General features: G+C 58.5%; 1 protein-coding gene. It reads right to left on the reverse strand.

The features are described from left to right. Entirely contained in the window at positions 1–17,889 is a 17,889-nt protein-coding gene (locus WKJ04_RS04755; RefSeq protein WP_337879351.1) for an amino acid adenylation domain-containing protein, read from the reverse strand. Positions 17,890–18,176 lie beyond the last annotated feature (287 nt).

Here is an 18,176-nt window from a genome sequence, read left to right on the forward strand (position 1 = left end):
TTAAATCTCCCCGCTGTCCATCGTCTCTGGTGGTGATTGCTGTTGCAGCGCCTGCGCCAGTGCCCTGATGGTTTTTTGCTGCAATACTGCAGCCACATTCAGCCTGGCCTGGCCTGTCAGGTGAAGTTGCTGATTGATCAGCTGAGTCAGCCGGATCGCCAGGATCGAATCGCCGCCCAACTGGTAGAAGTCGTCATCAATGCCCAAGGCGGGCACATTCAACAACTGCTGCCAGCACTGGTGCAGCTGGCGCTGCAGTTCAGTTTCAGGTGCTGCGCTGCTGTGGTTAAATTCAGGCGCAGGCAAGGCTGCTTTGTCTACTTTGCCGCTGGGGGTTAATGGCAGCTGCGCCAGGGCCACCCAGGCGGCAGGGCGCATATAATCCGGCAAAAGGTTGCACAAGCCGGCCTGCAGTTCTGGCAAGTCCACTTCAGTACCGGCCAGGTAATAGGCGACCAGCAGTTGTTGTTGCCCCTGTTGCCAGGGATGGATCCAGACATTGAGTTCAGGCGCCAGCGTGCGGATCTGCAGCTCAATTTCAGCCAGCTCAATACGGTAGCCCCGGATTTTCACCTGCTGATCGCGCCGGCCCAGGTAATACAGCTGGCCATCGGCGGCCAGACGGACCAAATCACCGGTTTTGTACAGACGCCTGTAGTCGCTGTCCTGGCTGAAGGGGTTGGCCAAAAACACCTGCTGTTCAAGCTCCGGCTGGTTCAGGTAGCCCCGTGCCAGGCCAGGCCCACTTAAATACAACTCGGCGACAGCGCCTGGCAGCGCCGGTTGTTGCCAGGGGTCCAGCAGATAAGCACGGCAGTTTTGCACAGGCCGGCCTATCGGAATATCGGCCAGGGACCTGACCTCGGCCTGCAGCGAACAGACGCTGACTTCGGTCGGGCCGTACTGATTCAGCAGGCGGCAATGCGGCAAACGGCGCAGCCCCTGCAGCGCTTCGCCACCTGTGTACATCAGCTGCAGCGCACTGCAGGACAAGTCCGGCAACTGCTTCAGCACAGCGGTGCTGATAAAAGCATGGCTGATACTGTGCTGACAGAGGTACTGCTCCAGCGCTGGCAGATCGGTTTGCAGCGCCGTGGGCAACAGATGCAGGCTGGCACCAGAACAGAGCGCCGGGAAAATTTCATACACTGAGGCATCAAACACATAGTTGGAAAACTGCAGTATCCGGCTTTGTGGGGTCAGCCCCAGCGTCTGCTGCTGCGACGCGCAGATATTCACCAGGCCGGCCTGTTCAATCTGCACCCCTTTGGGTTGACCGCTGGTGCCCGAGGTGTAGATGAGGTAAGCCAAATCTGTGGCGCGCCGCTCCAGCGCCGGGTTGTGGTCCGGGCAGAACTCAAGATCCAGCTGGTCCAGACACCAGACTGCAACTGAACTCAGCTTTTCCAGCCGTGCCGCCGCACCAGCGTCCGCCAGCACCACCAGAGCCTGACTGTCGGTCAGCATGTACTGCAGGCGCTGCGCCGGTGCATCCGGGGCCAGCGGCAGGTAAGCGGCCCCGGCTTTTTGAATGGCCAGCATGGCGATCACCATCTGCAGGGACTTGTCCATGCAGAGGGCGATCACTGTATCCTGTGCAGGTTGCAGTTCTGTCAGCAGGTAATGCGCCAACCTGTTGGCTGCCTGGTTCAGCTGTGCATAGCTGAGCTGTTGCTGTCCGGACAACAGCGCCGGCTGGCTGGCATGAAGCCGGGCGCACTGCTCAAACCATGGCAGCCAATGGTGGGCTGGCAATGCACGCTCTGGGCCCTGCAAACAGATGACGTCTGTCTGACCGCAGCGAAGCTGGGCCACTGGGCTCTGCAACTGGTCAGGCAAGGACAATAGCAGTTGCTGCAACTGGCTTAACAGCAGCTCAGCGCGGCCAGCCGACAGATGGCTGCTGCTGTAATCCAGTTTCAGCTGCAGCTGACCCTGCTGTTGCCAGGCCACCAGCACCAGGGGGTAATTGACTTTTTCTACCGCAGCACGGTAACTGAACGGCAGTGCCGCCGGGCTTTCCACATCGGGGTAGTTTTCAAAGACCACAATGGAGTCAAACAGGCGGCCACGGCCACGTTGCAGGCTGGCGAGGTTGACAAAAGAGCACTGGTTCATCTGCGCCACCTGCAGCCCTATCTGCTGCAGTTGTTGCAGCACGGTCAGGCCTTGATCCCAATGCAGTTGCAGCGGCAGGGTATTGATATAAAGGCCAACGCTGTGTTCTATGCCTGGCACAGGCAAAGCGCGGCCCGCCAGTGTGGTGCCCACCACAGTGCTGGGGCTGAAACAGTAACGGGCCAGCAGATGATGCCAGCCAAACTGCAGCAGGCTGTTCAGAGTGATGCCCTGTTCACGACAGCTGTGTTGCAGCGCCTCCAGCCTCAGGCTGCAGTGCACTGTCGCCACCTGACTCACCAGCAGCTTGTCGTTGTTTGGGCCCGCGCTCCGATCAAACAGTGCTGACAGATCGGTGCGTTCATCCGGCAGCCAGTGTTGCCACTGTGCCAGCGCCGCCTGTTGCTGGCGCTGCATATAACGCTGCGCCTGGTGCCAGCTGTGGTCCTGTGCATGGGATGGGGTTTCCCCCTGACACAACGCCAGGTAACACCGATGAACAAACTCCATCAGACGGCTGCCACTCCAGCCGTCGCTGATGCTGTGGTGTTCACTGCGCAGCAGCGCATAATGAGCCGGCGCCAGGCGCACCAGATACAGCCGCAGCGGGCAGGGCTGGCTTAAGTCAAAAGGCAACAGCCGGTCTTGTTGCTGCAGCAGCGTCAGCCGGTGTTCGGGCTGAGGCTGGTCGCTGAAATCCAGCAGTTCAAACTGCGCCTGAGCCTTGGGGTGCACCAGTTGCAATGGCTGTTCAGCCCAGTCAAAACTGGTTCTGAGAGCCGGGTAATGCTGCACCGCCAACTGCCAGGCTTGCTGGTAACAGCGGGTATTGAGTTCAGTGGGATAGTCCAGCAGCAATTGCACGCGGTAGGCGTCATCGTCCGGTTGGGCCAACATATGGGCAATAAAACCCTGCTGCAGCGAGCTGGCAGGCCAGATCGCTTCCAGCGGCTGACGGCGCAGCAGCTGGTCATAATGGGCCAGGGAACAGGGCAGACCAAAATCGGCCGGCACCTGCTGCGCCAGGCTGGCAACTGGCTGTGCCAGGCAATGGTCCACCAGCGCCTGCAGTGCCCGCTGAAACCCGCTGGCGAGTTGTTCGCTCTGGGGGGCCGGAAAACGGCTGTGCAGGCTGAAACTCAGGCAACCCTGTTCGACGGCGCCATTCAACGACAACCAGAGCGGCGACTGATTCTGCGGCGACAGGCCTTCGGACAGCTGGTCCAGCTGCACTGTCCAGAGCTGGCCATCGTTTTGGTCCGCGTCCAGCACTCCAAGGTAGTTCAGCTGCACAGGCGGCAATTCCAGTTGCAACGCGCTGGCAAAAGCGCCAAAACCCAGGCCCTGGTTCGGCACCTGGCGCAGTTGTTGTTTCACTGAACGCAGCAACTGCCCCCAATCCGGGTTCGCCTCCGGGGCCCGATCAGTCTTCAGACAGACAGGGTACAGGCTGGTGTACCAGCCCACCGTGTGGCCACAATCCGGTGCGCCCGGCAGGGCATGGCGGCCGTGGCTTTCCATCGTCAGCGCCAGCGTCTGGTTGCCAAAACACAAGCCCATGGCCTGATACAGCGCCGTCAGCAGCAGGTCGTTCACCTGGCTGTCGTACGCCTGATGTGCTGGCCCCAGCAGGGCCTGGGTCAAGGCCGGACTGAAATCGATCCGGTAGTCAAGCCAGGCGGTGCTGATGGCCGGCAACTGCTGCAATGCTTCCTGTAATGCACTTTGTTGTTGCTGCCAATACGCGGCTTCCTGGGGCTGCTGCGCCGGGTAGGCGGCCAGATAAGAGACCCAGTCCGGGTACTGACTGCGAACTGGCGCCGGGCTCTGCTGCTGGTACAAAGCGGCCAGGTCCGAGGCGATAATACGCCAGGACACTGCATCCAGCAGCAGGTGGTGGGCACAGATAAACAGCAGGGGCTGTTCTGCCTGGCCCGCCAGTTCCAGATAGGCCAGCTGCAGCAGGGGCCCCTGCATAAAATTCAGGCTTTGCTGCAGCTGGTTCAGAGACTGTTGCAGCTCGGTCTGGTTTTTGGCCTTGAGCAAGGTCAGTGTCAGAGCGCTGTCCGGCCTGAACTGGTGCTGCCACCGGCCCTGCTGATCCCGGGTAAAACGGGCACACAGCTGGGGCTGGCGTTTCAGTAAGGCATTCAGTGCCTGTTGCAGACGGGTCGGGTCCAGCCTGGGCACCCGGATAAAAAAGCTCTGGTTCCAGTGCTGGGGTTCGGGCAGCAGCCCTTGTTCCAGCTGCTGGAAAAACCATTGCTGAACCGGCAGCAGCCCATACTGAGCCGGCAGCTGGCTGCTGATCTGTGGTTGGGCTGAGTGCATGGGCTGCGCTGACAACTCGCGCGCCAAAGCCCGGACAGTGCGGCAGTCGAAAATCTGCCGCACTGTGACGGCAAAACCCGCCTGACGTAACCTGGATACCAGGCTGATGGATAAAATGGAATCGCCACCGGCGCGGAAAAAATCCTGCTCCACTCCGAGTTCCGGCGCCCCAAGGCACTGTTGCCAGATAGTCAACAGCTGCTGCTCCACGGGGGTGTCGGCCGCTGTTTGGCTTTGGGCCAGCAGGTCCGGCGCCGGTAACTGACGTTCATCCAGTTTGCCGTTCAGGGTCAGTGGCAATGCGGGCAGGGCGACAAAAGCACCGGGCAGCATATAGTGTGGCAACAGCTGAGCCAGCGCTCTGTGCAGCTGTTCGCTCTGTTGGGGCTGCTCAGCAACATAATAAGCGACCAGCAGCTGTCCGCTGCGCTGATCTGACTCCGGCTGCAGTTGACGCAGCAGCACCAGGGCCTGACGGATGCCGGGCTGTGCCAGCAGTGCCGCTTCAATTTCCGCCAGTTCAATGCGGTAACCCCGCAGTTTCACCTGGCTGTCGGTTCTGGCCTGATACTCCAGCTCACCGGACTCCAGATAACGCACCAGATCGCCGGTGCGGTACAGCCGGTCAAAACCGGGTTGCTGACAAAAGGGGTTCGGCAAAAAGCGCTGCGCTGTCAGTTCAGGCCGGTTCAGGTAACCCAAAGCCACACTCCAGCCGGCCAGATACAACTCCCCCCAGACGCCTGGTGGCAGTGGCTGCATCTGCGCATCCAGCACATAAGGCAGGATATTCTGATAAGGCCAGCCTATGCCCTGATCCCGGCTTAAATCGGCCAGACAGGCACCTACTGTGGTTTCGGTCGGGCCGTACTCATCAAGCAGCCGTTTGCAGTGACGCTGCAGCAAGGCTTTGGTGCTGGCTTTGAGTTTTTCGCCACCGACCATCAGCACCTCCAGCTGCAGCTCCGGGTACTGCAAAAACAGCTGTTCGGCCAGACTGGGCACCAATTTGGCAAAACTGATCTGATGCTGGCGCAAATGCTGGCTGTACTGATCGAGGTATTTTTGTTCCTCACGGAAGATCTGGATTGGGGCGCCTAACAACAAGGCGGCCAGGCTGGTGGTCACACTCAGGTCAAAGGCCAGGCTGGAGGAAAAGTCCACGTTCTGGCCGTCCAGCACCTGGTGCTGCCGCAGGTTGGCCAGATAATTGACCAGATTTTGCTGCGACACCAGCACCCCTTTGGGTTGGCCTGTGGTGCCAGAGGTGTACAGCATATACACCAGCTGATCGGCCGCCGCCCCGCTCAGCATAACCGGAGCCTGGCTGGCGGCACCGTCGTCAGGCTGCTGTTGCAGAGTGTCCATACAGAGCACTGTACAGGCCAGACTCTCTGGTGCTGGCAACAGGGCCAGCAATGAAGCCTGGGTCAGCAGCAACTGGGCGTTACTGTCCTGCAGCATAAAAGCGACCCGGCCTGCCGGTGTCTGAGGGTCCACCGGCAGGTAAGGCAGGCCCAGTTTCAGGCAGGCCAGCAGGGCCACCAGCATGTGCGGGCTGCGCGGCAGACAAATCGCCACTGGGTCAGGCCACAGGGCCGCCGGGTTGTCTGCCAGAGCCTGTGTCGCTGTTTGACCCGGGCGGATATGGCTTCTCAGCTGCTGCGCCAGCCGGTTGGCCTGCTGATCGAGTTCGGCCACGCTCAGGCTGGTGGTGCCTTCACAGAGGGCGAGCTGTGCTGGCTGTTGCACCAGCCGCTGCTGCCAGAACTCAAGCAGATGCTGTTCTGGCCACTGTTTTGGAGCCAGTGCAGAAGGCAGCAGGGCCTGCTGCGCCAGCGAGAAGTGCCGCAGCGCCTGCTGCGGTGTGGCCACCAGCTGCTCCAGCAGCAGCTGGTAACTGGCGGCCATTTGCCGGATAAAACCAGCGCTGAATAAAGAACTGGCGTAATTCAGCTCCAGCACCAGCTGGTCCTGCTGCTGGCGGATAAACCAGGTCAAATCATGTTTGGCCACAGGGTACAAGGCGCTGGTGTCCAGCCGTTCAAAGGGCTCATGCGGCGTCTGTCCAAAGTTTTGCAGCGCAAACATCAGCTGAAACACCGGATGGCGGCTGCTGTCACGCTCCAGCTGCAGGCTGTCAACAATGAGCTCAAAAGGCACATCCTGATGGCCTTGCGCCTGCACCAGTTGCTGATGCACCAACTGGGCCCAGCTGGTAAAACTTTGTGCCGGGTCCAGCAGGCATCGCACCGGCAGTGCGTTGACAAAAAAGCCAATGATCGACTGAGTTCCGGCGTAATGCCGGTTGGCAACGGGCACGCCGAGCAGCAGATCCTGCTGCCCTGTGTATTTAAATAACAGCAGTTTGTAGGCCGCCAGCAATAAACTGTTGGCGGTGATCTGCTGCTCTTTGGCCAGTTTCAGCAATTGCTGGCTGAGCCCGGCCGGTAAAGGCCATTGCAGATCAGCGCCGCGGTAATCAAAGTCTTTCGGGCGTTGTTGCTGCAACGGCAGTTGCAGAGGGCTGAACCCCTGCAGTTGCTGTTGCCAATACGCCAGCTGGCGTTTCAGCTCAGGGCCGGATAAAAACTGCTGTTGCCACAGCGCAAAGTCGCTGTATTGCAGTGGCAACTCGTCCGGCAGCAGCGGCTGGTGCTGCTGATACTGCTGGTAGCCCAGCGCCAGTTCATGCTGCAGCAGATCAACGCTCCAGCCATCAAAGGCAATATGGTGGATCACCAGCAGCAAATAACAGTCTGGCCCGGCCTGAAGCACAGTGGCCCGGATTGGCAACTGCTGCTGTAACGCAAAAGGCTGGCCTATGCAGGCCTGCACCCGGGCTTCCAGCTGATCCGGCTCCAGCTGCAACTGCTGCAGGCTAAACTGGCTGACCGGCTCCAGCTGCAACAGGGTGTGATCGCCAGCAGGGCGGTATACAGAGCGCAGCACCTGATGGCGCTCCACCAGGCGGTGCAGCACAGGTTGCAGCCAGCTTGTATCGGCGCTGTGCAGTTTTAACCACAGCGGAATATGGTAAGCGCCGTTGTCCGGGTCGTACTGCTCCAAAAACCAAAGCCGGTTTTGGGCAAAAGACAGGGGTTTTTCATCGGAAGCCGCTGGTTGGATCTGCAGCTGCTGGCGGTGCAGCCCATGCTCAATTAAAGCCGCTATGGTGCGGTGTTCAAACAAAGCGGCCACTGTCAGCTCTCGCTGCACCTGCTCGGCAATACGTTGCACCAGCCGGATCGCCAGAATGGAATGACCACCCAGCTGGAAAAAGTCGTCCAGAATACCGACCCGCGCTACCCCCAGCACTTCCTGCCACAGCCGGCACAACTGCTGCTCCAGTTCAGTCACAGGCGCCTGATAACCACAGCGCTGCAGGCCGGTATCAGGTTCAGGCAAGGCTTTGCGGTCCAGCTTGCCATTGGCGGTCAGGGGCAGCCGCTCCAGCTGCACCAGATGATTGGGCACCATATAAGCGGGCAGCCGCTGTTCGAGGAACTGGCGAATCGCCTGCAGGTCCAGCGGGTAGTAAGGTTCACGCACCCAATGGGCCAGCGGCAGCTCTGGCGGCTGAAACAGCGAGCGGCTGCACAGCGCTGCCTGCTCCCGGCTGAATACCAGCGTCATACAGGCAATATGGTCTGGCTCGGGCACCGCATAAAAGTCAAGCTGGTGGTGCCGCGCCAGTTGTTGCAATTGATGGTAATTCAGCACCTGCGACAGTGCCTCATCGGCGGGCTGATTGCTGTGCTGCAGGTAGCTGGCGTAGAGCCGCAGGTTTGGGTAATGATGCACGACAAAACCACTATGGTGCTGCGGGCACAGCTCTGCCAGCTGCAGGGTTTTTGAAAAATAGAACCGCGCTGGCAACGCTGGAGCGGCCGGGCTTTGGCTGGTCTCACTGAAATCCAGCAGCACGTCGTAGCGGTAGTCCAGCATTTCGGACGACAGCTGACCGGCTTTTAACCGCAAATCCACCCGGCACCCTGGCCAAAGCTGGGGCTGCAGGAAAAACTGCGGCGCTATCAGCAGCTCTTTGTCTTTTAATTGCAGCTGTTGTGCCAGCTGGCGCAGTTGAGGTTCCGCTGCGTCAGGCAGGCGGTAACGGGCAATGCTGTAGTGGAACTGCTCCAGCAGGCGCTGATCACGCAGATCGCCCAGAAAGACTTTGCCCCGGCCGGCCAGCAGGCTTTCGCAGTGATGCAGCACCTGCAGCAGGTAGTCGCGGGACGGAAAGTACTGCACCACAGAGTTGATAATAATCAGGTCCGGCTGATAGTCCTCCAGCACCTGAATAAAGGATGCGGCATCACAGACGGCAAAAGCGGTTTTGTGCTCTGCCGCCAGTTCGCGGGCACCAAAACGCAGCTTGGCAATGGCCTGCGCCGAGAAGTCGGTGGCAAAATAAAAGTCAACGGCGCTCAGCAGCGGATAAAACAACAAACCCGCGCCAGATCCCAATTCCAGAATACGGCGGGGCTGCTGGGCCAGAATGCGTTCTACTGTGGCATCGCGCCATTCGTGCATCGCGTCCAGCGCAACCGGCTGGCCCGTGTAGGAGCTGTTCCAGCCATCAAAATCGGCCTGGTTCAGGTCGGCCGCGGTTTTTTTACCGTATTCGGCTTCATACACCTGATTCCAGTTGGTCAGCAGCATGTCTTCCTGTGCAGGGGCAATACGTTCGGACGTCAGATAAGCCGCCAGTACCTGTTGGTCCTGCAGTTGGCGCACCACAGCCGCAGCCTGACCCACGCCGGGGTATTGCCGGACCACAGCTTCTATTTCCGCCAGCTCCACCCTGTGACCGCGGATTTTCACCTGATGATCGATACGACCCAGATAATCCAGGCTGCCGTCCAGCAAGAGTCGGACTTTATCGCCGGTGCGGTACAACCGCTGGTGTTCGGGCCGCAGGTCAAAAGGGTTGGCAACAAAACGTTCATCTGTCAGCTCTGGCCGGTGCAAATAACCTTTGGCAATACCAATGCCGGATACACAGAGCTCGCCGGGTACACCGTAAGGCGCAAGCCCGCCCTGACTGGTCAGCACATAACAGTGCAAACCGGCCAAAGCCCGGCCAATACGGCTGGCACTGTCGCCGGCCTGATAAAAATGCACTGTGCTGCAGACAGTGGTTTCAGTGGGGCCATAGGCATTCACCAGTTGACGGCCCTGGCTCCAGCGACGCATCGTCTCCCGGGGCGTGGCTTCGCCGGCCACGATCAGCAGCCGCAGTGCCGGCAGCTCGTGCTCTGGCATCAGGTTCAGCAAAGCAGGGGGCAAGGTGGCGACGCTGATCTGCTGCTGCTCCAGCAGCTGCAGCAAAGCGGCCGGATTTTCTTTGCAGGAATCGGGGCAAATCACCAGCCGGGCCCCGCTGAGCAAAGTGGCAAAAATCTCCCAGCTGGCGGCGTCAAAGCTGAAGGACGCAAACTGCAGCACCCTATCGGACGGGCTCAGCTGAAACAGCTGCTGCTGGTTTTGGATCAGATTGATCAGGCCTTGCTGCTGCACCATCACACCTTTGGGCCGGCCTGTGGTGCCTGAGGTGTAAATCACATTCACCAGTGCTTCAGCAGGCACAGTGACCTGCCGGAAGCTGTCGCTGCCGGACGGCGGCAGCGGCGCATCCAGCGTCAGCCAGGGCAGTGCTGGAGCATGCTGGCGCAGCGAGTGCCAACGCGCTTCCCCCAGCAGCAGGCTGGCGCCACAATCCTGCAGCATAAATTGAATACGGTCGGCCGGGTAGGCCGGGTCAACAGGCACATAAGCGGCCCCGGCTTTCAGTACGGCCAGTATCGCTACCAACATCTGGTTGTGGCGTCTGGTCAGCACAGCCACCAGGGGCTGGCTGCCGGCTTTTGTGGCTGAGCTCTGTTGCAACTGCTGCTGCAGCTGAGCGGCCAGCGCACAAGACTGCTGGTCCAGCGCCTCGAAACTTAATGTGCCCTGTGCATCCTGCACGGCGACAGCGGCGGCGAAGCGGCGCACCGCATCCGACCAGCTGTGCAGCAGAGCCGGAGCCGGTGGTAAATGTGGCTGGTGGCTGGCCAGCAGTGCGCTGCGATGGGCGGGGGTCAGCAGCTCTGTCACCTGGCCCTGGTCCAGCAACTGCTGCAGCTGATGCAGATAATGCTGCAACATTAACTGCAGGTGGGGCTGGTCGACGCAGTGGCTGTGGCCTTGCAAGCTCAGTTCAAACTGATCGCCGTCGCGGCTGACCACCAGCGCCAGCGGTATATTGGTAATGGCCTGCACATCCAGCAGCCTGGCGCCGGTTTTGGCCAAGGTGTGCTGCTTCTGATAAAAGTGAATGTAGTTAAAAGCGGCCTGGTATAAATCCTGTTCCTGCGCCAAATCAATTTTCACCTGGCTGTAGGGGTAGACTTTGTAGGGCATCAGCTGCAGCCGTTGCTGCTGGATGGCCGTTACTAAGGAATGGCTGCTGTTGGCTGTGGTTTGCGCCTGATCAAGCTGAATACGCAGCGGCATGGTATTTAAATGCAGGCCGAACTGGCTGTCGCCTCCCAATTGCTCCAGTCTGTTATTAACCACTAAACCGACACAGAGATCGCTGCTGTCGGTAAAAAGCTGCAACAGCGTGAAATAAGGTGCCAGAAACAGGCTGTCCACCGGCACCGACTGTGCAAAGGCCAGTTGCAGTGCCTGCTGGCATTGGGCCGCGCTCAGCGGGTGGCTGACTTCCAGCAGCACAGGTTCAGCCGCTGCTGGTTTGCTGTCTCGCAGCTGCAGCTGGCCTGGCTCATAACCCTTGAGGTACGTACTCCAGAACTGGCGCTGCTCTGGGTCTGAAAGCGCCTGCTGCTCCTGCTGCACATAATGCGCAAAGCTCAGCGCATGGCCGCTCTGGGGGACCAGATCCTGGCTGTAGCAGTGGATAAATTCACTGAGCAGGGACGCCACACTCCAGCCATCTTCAATGGCATGGTGTGAGGTAAACAGCAGGCGGAACTGCTGGGGCTCTTTTACCAGCGCGAGGCGGAATAAACCGGCTTGGTCGGTCGGAATGGGGGTCTGCAGTTCCTGCTGATAAGCGCTGGAGTAGTCCTGGTACTGCGTTATTTTGTGCTGCACGGACAGGCTGCTGTGCACCAGCGTCAGGTAACCCAAAGCCGGGTCTTTGTGGTAACTGGCACGCAGCAACTGATGTTTGTCGACCAGTTGTTGCCAGACCCGGACAAAACGGGCTTCGTCAAAAGGCTGAGTCACCAGGTTCACTTCAATATTGTGGTACACGGCGGCATTTTTTTCGGTTTCAACAAACATGCCCTGTTGCAGCTGGGTGGCCGGGTACAGATCGTCCAAGGCCAAATGAAAAGGCTGGCGCACCTGTGGGCTGACCAAAGAGAACGGCTGGTAAGCTGGCGGCTGGTCCTGACTGAGCTGGCTGGCCTGAGCCAGTAAAGCGGCTATGGTGCGGTGCTGAAAAATATCCCGCACTGAAATGCCAAGCCCCAGCGCTTTGAGCCGTGCCACCACCCGGATGGCACTGATGGAATCACCACCACTGCGGAAAAAATCATCGGTCAGGCCAATCTGTGGTACCGCCAGTTCCTCCTGCCAGACGGCACAGGCCTGCTGCTCCTGTGGACTGACCGGGGCGACCCGTTTTGTGCTGTGGCTGACGACAGGGGCCGGCAAAGCGTTGCGGTCCAGTTTGCCGTTGACGGTGAGGCGGAATTCGTCCACCTGCAGGTAATGCACAGGCACCATATGAGGCGGCAGACTCTGGCTGAGCCGCCCGGCCAGCTGAGAGGGATCTAAAGTCTGATCAGCCCGGTAATAGGCCACCAGCACTTTGCCGGACGGGGTTTCTCTGGCCAGCACCAGGCACTGGCTGATGCCGCTGATGGCGGACAAGGCCGCTTCAATTTCACCCAGTTCAATACGGTAACCACGGATCTTCACCTGATTGTCGATCCGGCCGCTGTAATCCAGTTCGCCTTCGGCGTTGTAACGGGCCAAGTCGCCGGTTTTATACAGGCGTTCAAAACCTGGTGTCGGGTAGGGGTGACGGATAAAACGCTCGGCGGTCAGCTCGGGCCTGTTCAGGTAGCCGCGCGCCAGGCCAGCGCCGGAAATATACAGCTCCCCTGTGACACCGGCGGGCACCGGCTGCAGCTCTGCATCCAGCACCAGGGCCTGCAAATCGGCCAAAGGCCGGCCAATCAGCGACAATTCGCCTATATCCCCAAGGTGGATGGCTTTGTAGGTCACATGCACTGTGGTTTCTGTGATGCCATACATATTGACCAGCAAGGGCTGCTGATCCCCGTAATGACTGAACCAGCCGGTCAGCTGCACCAGATTCAGCGCTTCACCGCCAAAAATGACATAACGCAAGGCCTTCAGCCGCTCATGACGGCAGGCCTCGGCGCTGAAGTTATAAAAAGCCGAAGGGGTCTGGTTCAGCACCGTCAGGCCATGTGTCGCACAAAACTGCACAAACTGCTCAGTGTCCTGCACCTGAGCCAGGCTTGGGATCAGCAGGGTGCCGCCGTAGGCCAAAGCGCCCCACAGCTCCCAGACACTGAAGTCAAACACATAGGAATGAAACAGGCACCAGACGTCCTGGTTGTTAAAATCGTAATTTGCTTCGCTGGCCCGCAGCAACCGGGCTACCTGGCGATGCTCCAGCAACACCCCTTTGGGTTTGCCTGTGCTGCCTGAGGTGTAAATCACATAAGCCAGTTGCGCCGGGGTAACAGTCACCTGCAGTTGAGCCGGATCCAGCGTTGACCAGTCGGCCTGATCCAGCACCAGGCATTTGCCCTGGTACCCAGTGAGCTGCGCGGTAAAAGCGCTGCTGGTCAGCACTAAAGGCGCGGCGGTGTCCTGCAAAATAAACCCGATGCGTTCGGCCGGGTAATTGACATCCACAGGCACATAAGCGGCGCCGGCTTTTAACACCGCCAGAATGGCCAGTACTGTGTGCCAGCCCCGGGGCAACAACAAGGCGATCAGGTCATCGGGACTGACCTCGATCTGCTGGCGGATCAGCAGCGCCAGCTGGCTGGACTCGCGGTCCAGCTGCTGGTAAGTCCATTGGCCTTCGTTGCTGTGGATCGCCGTCTGAGTGCTAAAGCGGCTGACTGACTGCTGCCACAGCTGCAGCAGCTGTTCTTCTGGGATGGCGGGGGTTGCAGTTGGTGGTGCGAGCAAGGCCTGCCGCTGTGCTGCCGGCAGCACCTGCAAGGCGGCCAGGCTGCTGTGCGGCGCACTCAGGCACTGGTCGGTCAGCAGACAGAGGGCCTGCAGCAGCTGTTCGGCCTGCGCTGTGCTGTATACACAAGTGCGGTATTCCAGCCGTAACAATAACTGCTGCTGATGATCAAACTCAAAATACAGGGGGTATTTGACCTGCGCCGGTAACGCATCGTTCTGACTGATGCGCCAGGGCAGCTCAATGTTGCTTTTGGGTTCGAGCGTCAGATAAACCCCGGGCAGGCGGTCGTCCGGTTCACCGTCCTGGCGCAGCCTTTCCAGCAGCAACTGGTAACTGAAAAACTGATCGAGCCGCTGCTGAATGTCGGCGAAACGCTCTTTTGCCAGCTGAATAAAACTTTGTTGGGCATTCAGCTCGCAGTGGCTGATGTCATTACACAAAAAATTGCCATACAGACCGTCGGTGCCAAGGCCACGGGCCGATTTGACGCCCCCCAGGCTAAAGCGGCTCTGGCCGGAAAATTTACAGACCAGCACAGCCACCAGGCTTTGCAGCAGTGCATACAGGCTGATTTTATGGTGCCAGGCCAGCTGTTCCAGTTGGCGGGTCTGTTCGGTGCTGAAGGCATAACGCAAAAACAGGCCGTCGCTTTGGCTGCTGCGTTTGCCCTGGAACAGATCAACCCGCTGCAAGGCGGCCAGCCAGGCCGGGTCCGGCGCCAATGGTGCCGGTAACATCGGCTGCCCGGCCTGAGGCGGCAAGGTGGCCAAAGGGTCTTTGAGCAAGGCGTACAGCTGCGGCACAAAAAGGTTGTACATGGCTTCGCCATCGCCAATCAGATGGTGGTGGATAAACACCAGCTTGCACGGCAGTTGTTGCCGGCTGAACAGGACAAAACGGTACAAAGGCCCTTGTTGCAAATCAAAGGGCCGGTTCAGCCAGTGACTCAGGCGTTGTTGGTAATGCTGTTCCTGTTGTGCAGGCTCCAGTGCGTTGGGCAGTACTTCATGCAGCAGCACAGGGCCAAGTTCCAGCGGCGCGCTGGTGCTGTAATGGCGCAAATCGTCGTCAACACAAAGCCGCAGCGCCGGATGATGGTTGATAAAACGGCGCAGCGCCTGTTGCAGCGCCTGTTCGCTCAGCGCCATACCGGCAAAATCAATGCTCAGGTTTTCGTTATAGACCACAGGGCTGGTCAGCAACTGGTGGTTTAAAATCAGCTGCTGCATTTCATTGAGCTGGTCCGGCGCCAGCGCCTGATACCGCAGTGGCTGCTGCCCGGTCTGCTGCAGGTGCTGACACAAAGAACGCACTGTGTTGTGCTGATACAGCAGTGCCGTGCTGGCAGCAAACTGGTGTTGCTGCAATAACAGGGACAGCCGCATTGCCGCTAACGAATCGCCACCGGCCAAAAAGAAGTTATCGGTGACACCAAACTGATCGGACTGCAACACCTGTTGCCACAACGCCAGCATTTGCTGCTCCTGCGCATTTTGTGGCACGGCACCGACATGGCGTGGCCAGTTGGGCTCCGGCAGCAACTGACGGTCAATTTTGCCGTTGGTGTTCAGCGGAAACGCCTGCAGCGCAACAAAATAGTGTGGCAGCATATAACCGGGCAACCGTTTGGCCAGTTGCCCGCGCAGCCATTGTTCATCGACGGCCTGCAACGCCTGGTAATAAGCCACCAGCCGCTTCAGTCCGTTACGTTCTTTGACCAGCACCAGGCATTGGCCTGTGGGGTCCAGCGCTGATAAAGCCGCTTCAATTTCACCCAGCTCAATACGAAAACCGTGAATTTTGACCTGGAAGTCATTGCGGCCCAGGTACTTCAGGTTGCCATCGGCGGCGGAGCGCACCAAATCACCGGTTTTATAAAGCCGGCTGTGCTGGGCGGGGTCGGCATGTTCTGCTGCATAAGGATTGGCAATAAAACTCCGGGCTGTTTGTTGGGGTTTATTCAGATAACCCCGGGCCAGACCCGGACCCGACAGGTACAACTCGCCAGTGGCGCCTATGGCGACAGGACGCAACTGCTCATCCAGCACATAAGAACACATATTCGGCAGCGCATAGCCAATTTCATTGACGTCGGCCGGATTCACCCTTTTGCCAGTGGCATAAATACTGGTTTCGGTTGGGCCATAGTAGTTGTACAAGGCATAACGCGCAGCAAAATAGGCGCCGACTTTCTGATCGCAGGGTTCGCCGGCAAAAATAATCTGACACAAGGCCGGGTAAGGTACCCGGGGCAACACCGCCAGCATGGCGGGTGGCAAGTACACCAGATGAATGTTGTGTTGTTTCAGGTACTGCGACAACAGATAAGCGTCCTGGCGCACCGGCTGGCTCAGCAGATGTAAAGTATTGCCCGCCAGCAAGGTGGCAAAAATTTCCGACACTGACACATCAAACACAAAACTGGTGAAGGCCGCTACCCGGGCCCCCGGCACCGCATACAGCGGGCGCAGTGCTTCCAGCGTATTAAGGATACTCCGGTGTTCCACCATTACCCCTTTGGGTTGGCCTGTGGTGCCGGAGGTGTAGAGGATATACGCCAGCTGGTCGGAACTGGCCACTGCCGGGCTGGCGGGGCTGTGGTCCGGCTGAATGCGGTCAGACTGGGCCAGGGCCGCATTCAGCCACTGATCAACAGATAACACTTCAGGCCCGGTCGGTGCGAGGTGTTGCAACGCGGTTTCAGTCAGCAACAAAGCGGCCTGGCAGTCCGACGCTATGTATTGCAGCCGTTCGGCCGGCACTTCCGGGTCCAGCGGCACATACGCAGCACCGGCCTTGAGAACCGCCAACATGGCGACAATGGCGTGCCAGCTGCGGCTGTGCATTAACAACACCGGCTGGTCGGTCACAGGTCCTGCAGAGGCCAGTTTGGTGTGCAGCAAGGCGGCCAACAGATCACTTAACTGATCTAACTGGCGGTAACTCAGCTCTGTACTGCCATCCACCAGCGCCAACTGATGGGGTTTTTGCTGTGCCCTCTGCTGAACGCACTGATGCAGACAGAGTCCCCGGACCGACGATGCAGGGGAAAGCTGGGCGGCTAACTCCAGGCCAAAGTCCTGCATCTGTTGCTGTAAAGCTGATAAATCGTTCGCACTGAAGTGCGCTGCATTGGCCAGCAACTGAAAATGCCAGTGGTCGGCGGCCAGTTCAAACTGCAAGGACAGATCGTAATCTTCGGTGGTGGTCCAGGGCACAGGCACAGGGGCAACCGCCACGGGGTCAGCGCTCAATTCAAGCTCAGACAGCAGGGTTTGGGAAAAATCTATATTCAGGCCAGCGCCGGACCCACTGTGTTGACGTTTTTCCAGCAGCACTGCAGCTAAGGCAGACAAGCCCTGCTGTTTGGCCTGACGGAACTGCTCAATCAACGCCAGGCTCTGTGCCTGCACTGAACCGGCACGCAAATCACAACGCAGTGGCAGGCTGCTCGCCAGCGGCTGCAGGCTTAACCGGCTCAGATCCCGCGCAGAGATCAGCAACTGCGACTGACCAATCAATAAACCCAGGCTGCAGCTGAACGCTGCGGCCAACAAAGGCATGACTTCTGTGTCCAGCTGCTCCGCCAGTTGGTGCCAGACCTGAAGCTCAGTCTGGGGCCAGCCGAACTGCCTTGATACAAAACGACCAGACCGCTCAGGTTGCAATGGCAGCGGGGTAAAGAGCGGAATACCGTCCAACTGCTGACGCCAATAGTCCAGTTGTTGTGGCGATGGCGGCGGCTCCTGCTGCAGTTCCTGTTCGGGCCAGACCAGCGTCGGTTGTAACTCCTGGCCGGCGTCTGAACAATGTTGCCAGATTTGCTGCAGCAACCAACGTGACAAAGGTGCCGTCAGCTCAAACTCAAAGGTATTGACGACAAAATAGTGCAGGCTGGCGTCCTGGCGCAGCAAAAAAAGGTGAGGCTGAATAGCGGAGGACAAGTCGTAGGGTTGACTGGTCAGCTGTTTGATGTACTCATAAATGCAACAATTCGGGTCGATACTGTCCAGGTACTGAAGATAATCCGCGGCCGTGGTGTTTTGCTCCGAAGGACGGTAGGCAGTGTCCAGATCCCGTCTTTCTGCCAGAGTTAAATCCAGATAATGCAGGCATCCCTGTAAAAAATCCTCGACGTCCAGAGGACCGGACAACCGGTAGATCAGAATGGCATTATTATGAGGGCTGAGGGGACTGGCGAAACACTGGAAAACTAACTCTTCAGAACTGCTGCTCAGGGCCATAGTAATTCTTCTCTCCTGTCTGATGGCTCAGAGACGCTTCACAACTGCATTATTTCTGATAAAAGCGAATCTTGTTATTTGTATTTGTTTTAACTACATTATTTTTCTTGTTGTATCCGCCATTTGTTTCAAATTAGTGAATATTTATACTGAAGGCAAATCTGTAAACGAAATTGTGGCAAATTTTCTGCTGACAACCTGGTTCACCTTTGGCGCCTGTCGGCCGCAACATTGGTGCTTGTCGAAGCCATACCAGCTTAGTCGAGTAAAACCGAGGCTTGTCAAAT

Source organism: Rheinheimera sp. (assembly GCF_037442345.1).
In the GTDB taxonomy this organism is placed as follows: domain Bacteria; phylum Pseudomonadota; class Gammaproteobacteria; order Enterobacterales; family Alteromonadaceae; genus Pararheinheimera.

Bases quoted from the DNA above. Each gene is read 5' to 3' on its own strand.
- WKJ04_RS04755 (WP_337879351.1), bottom strand. From the start codon at position 17,889: ATGGCCCTGAGCAGCAGTTCTGAAGAGTTAGTTTTCCAGTGTTTCGCC.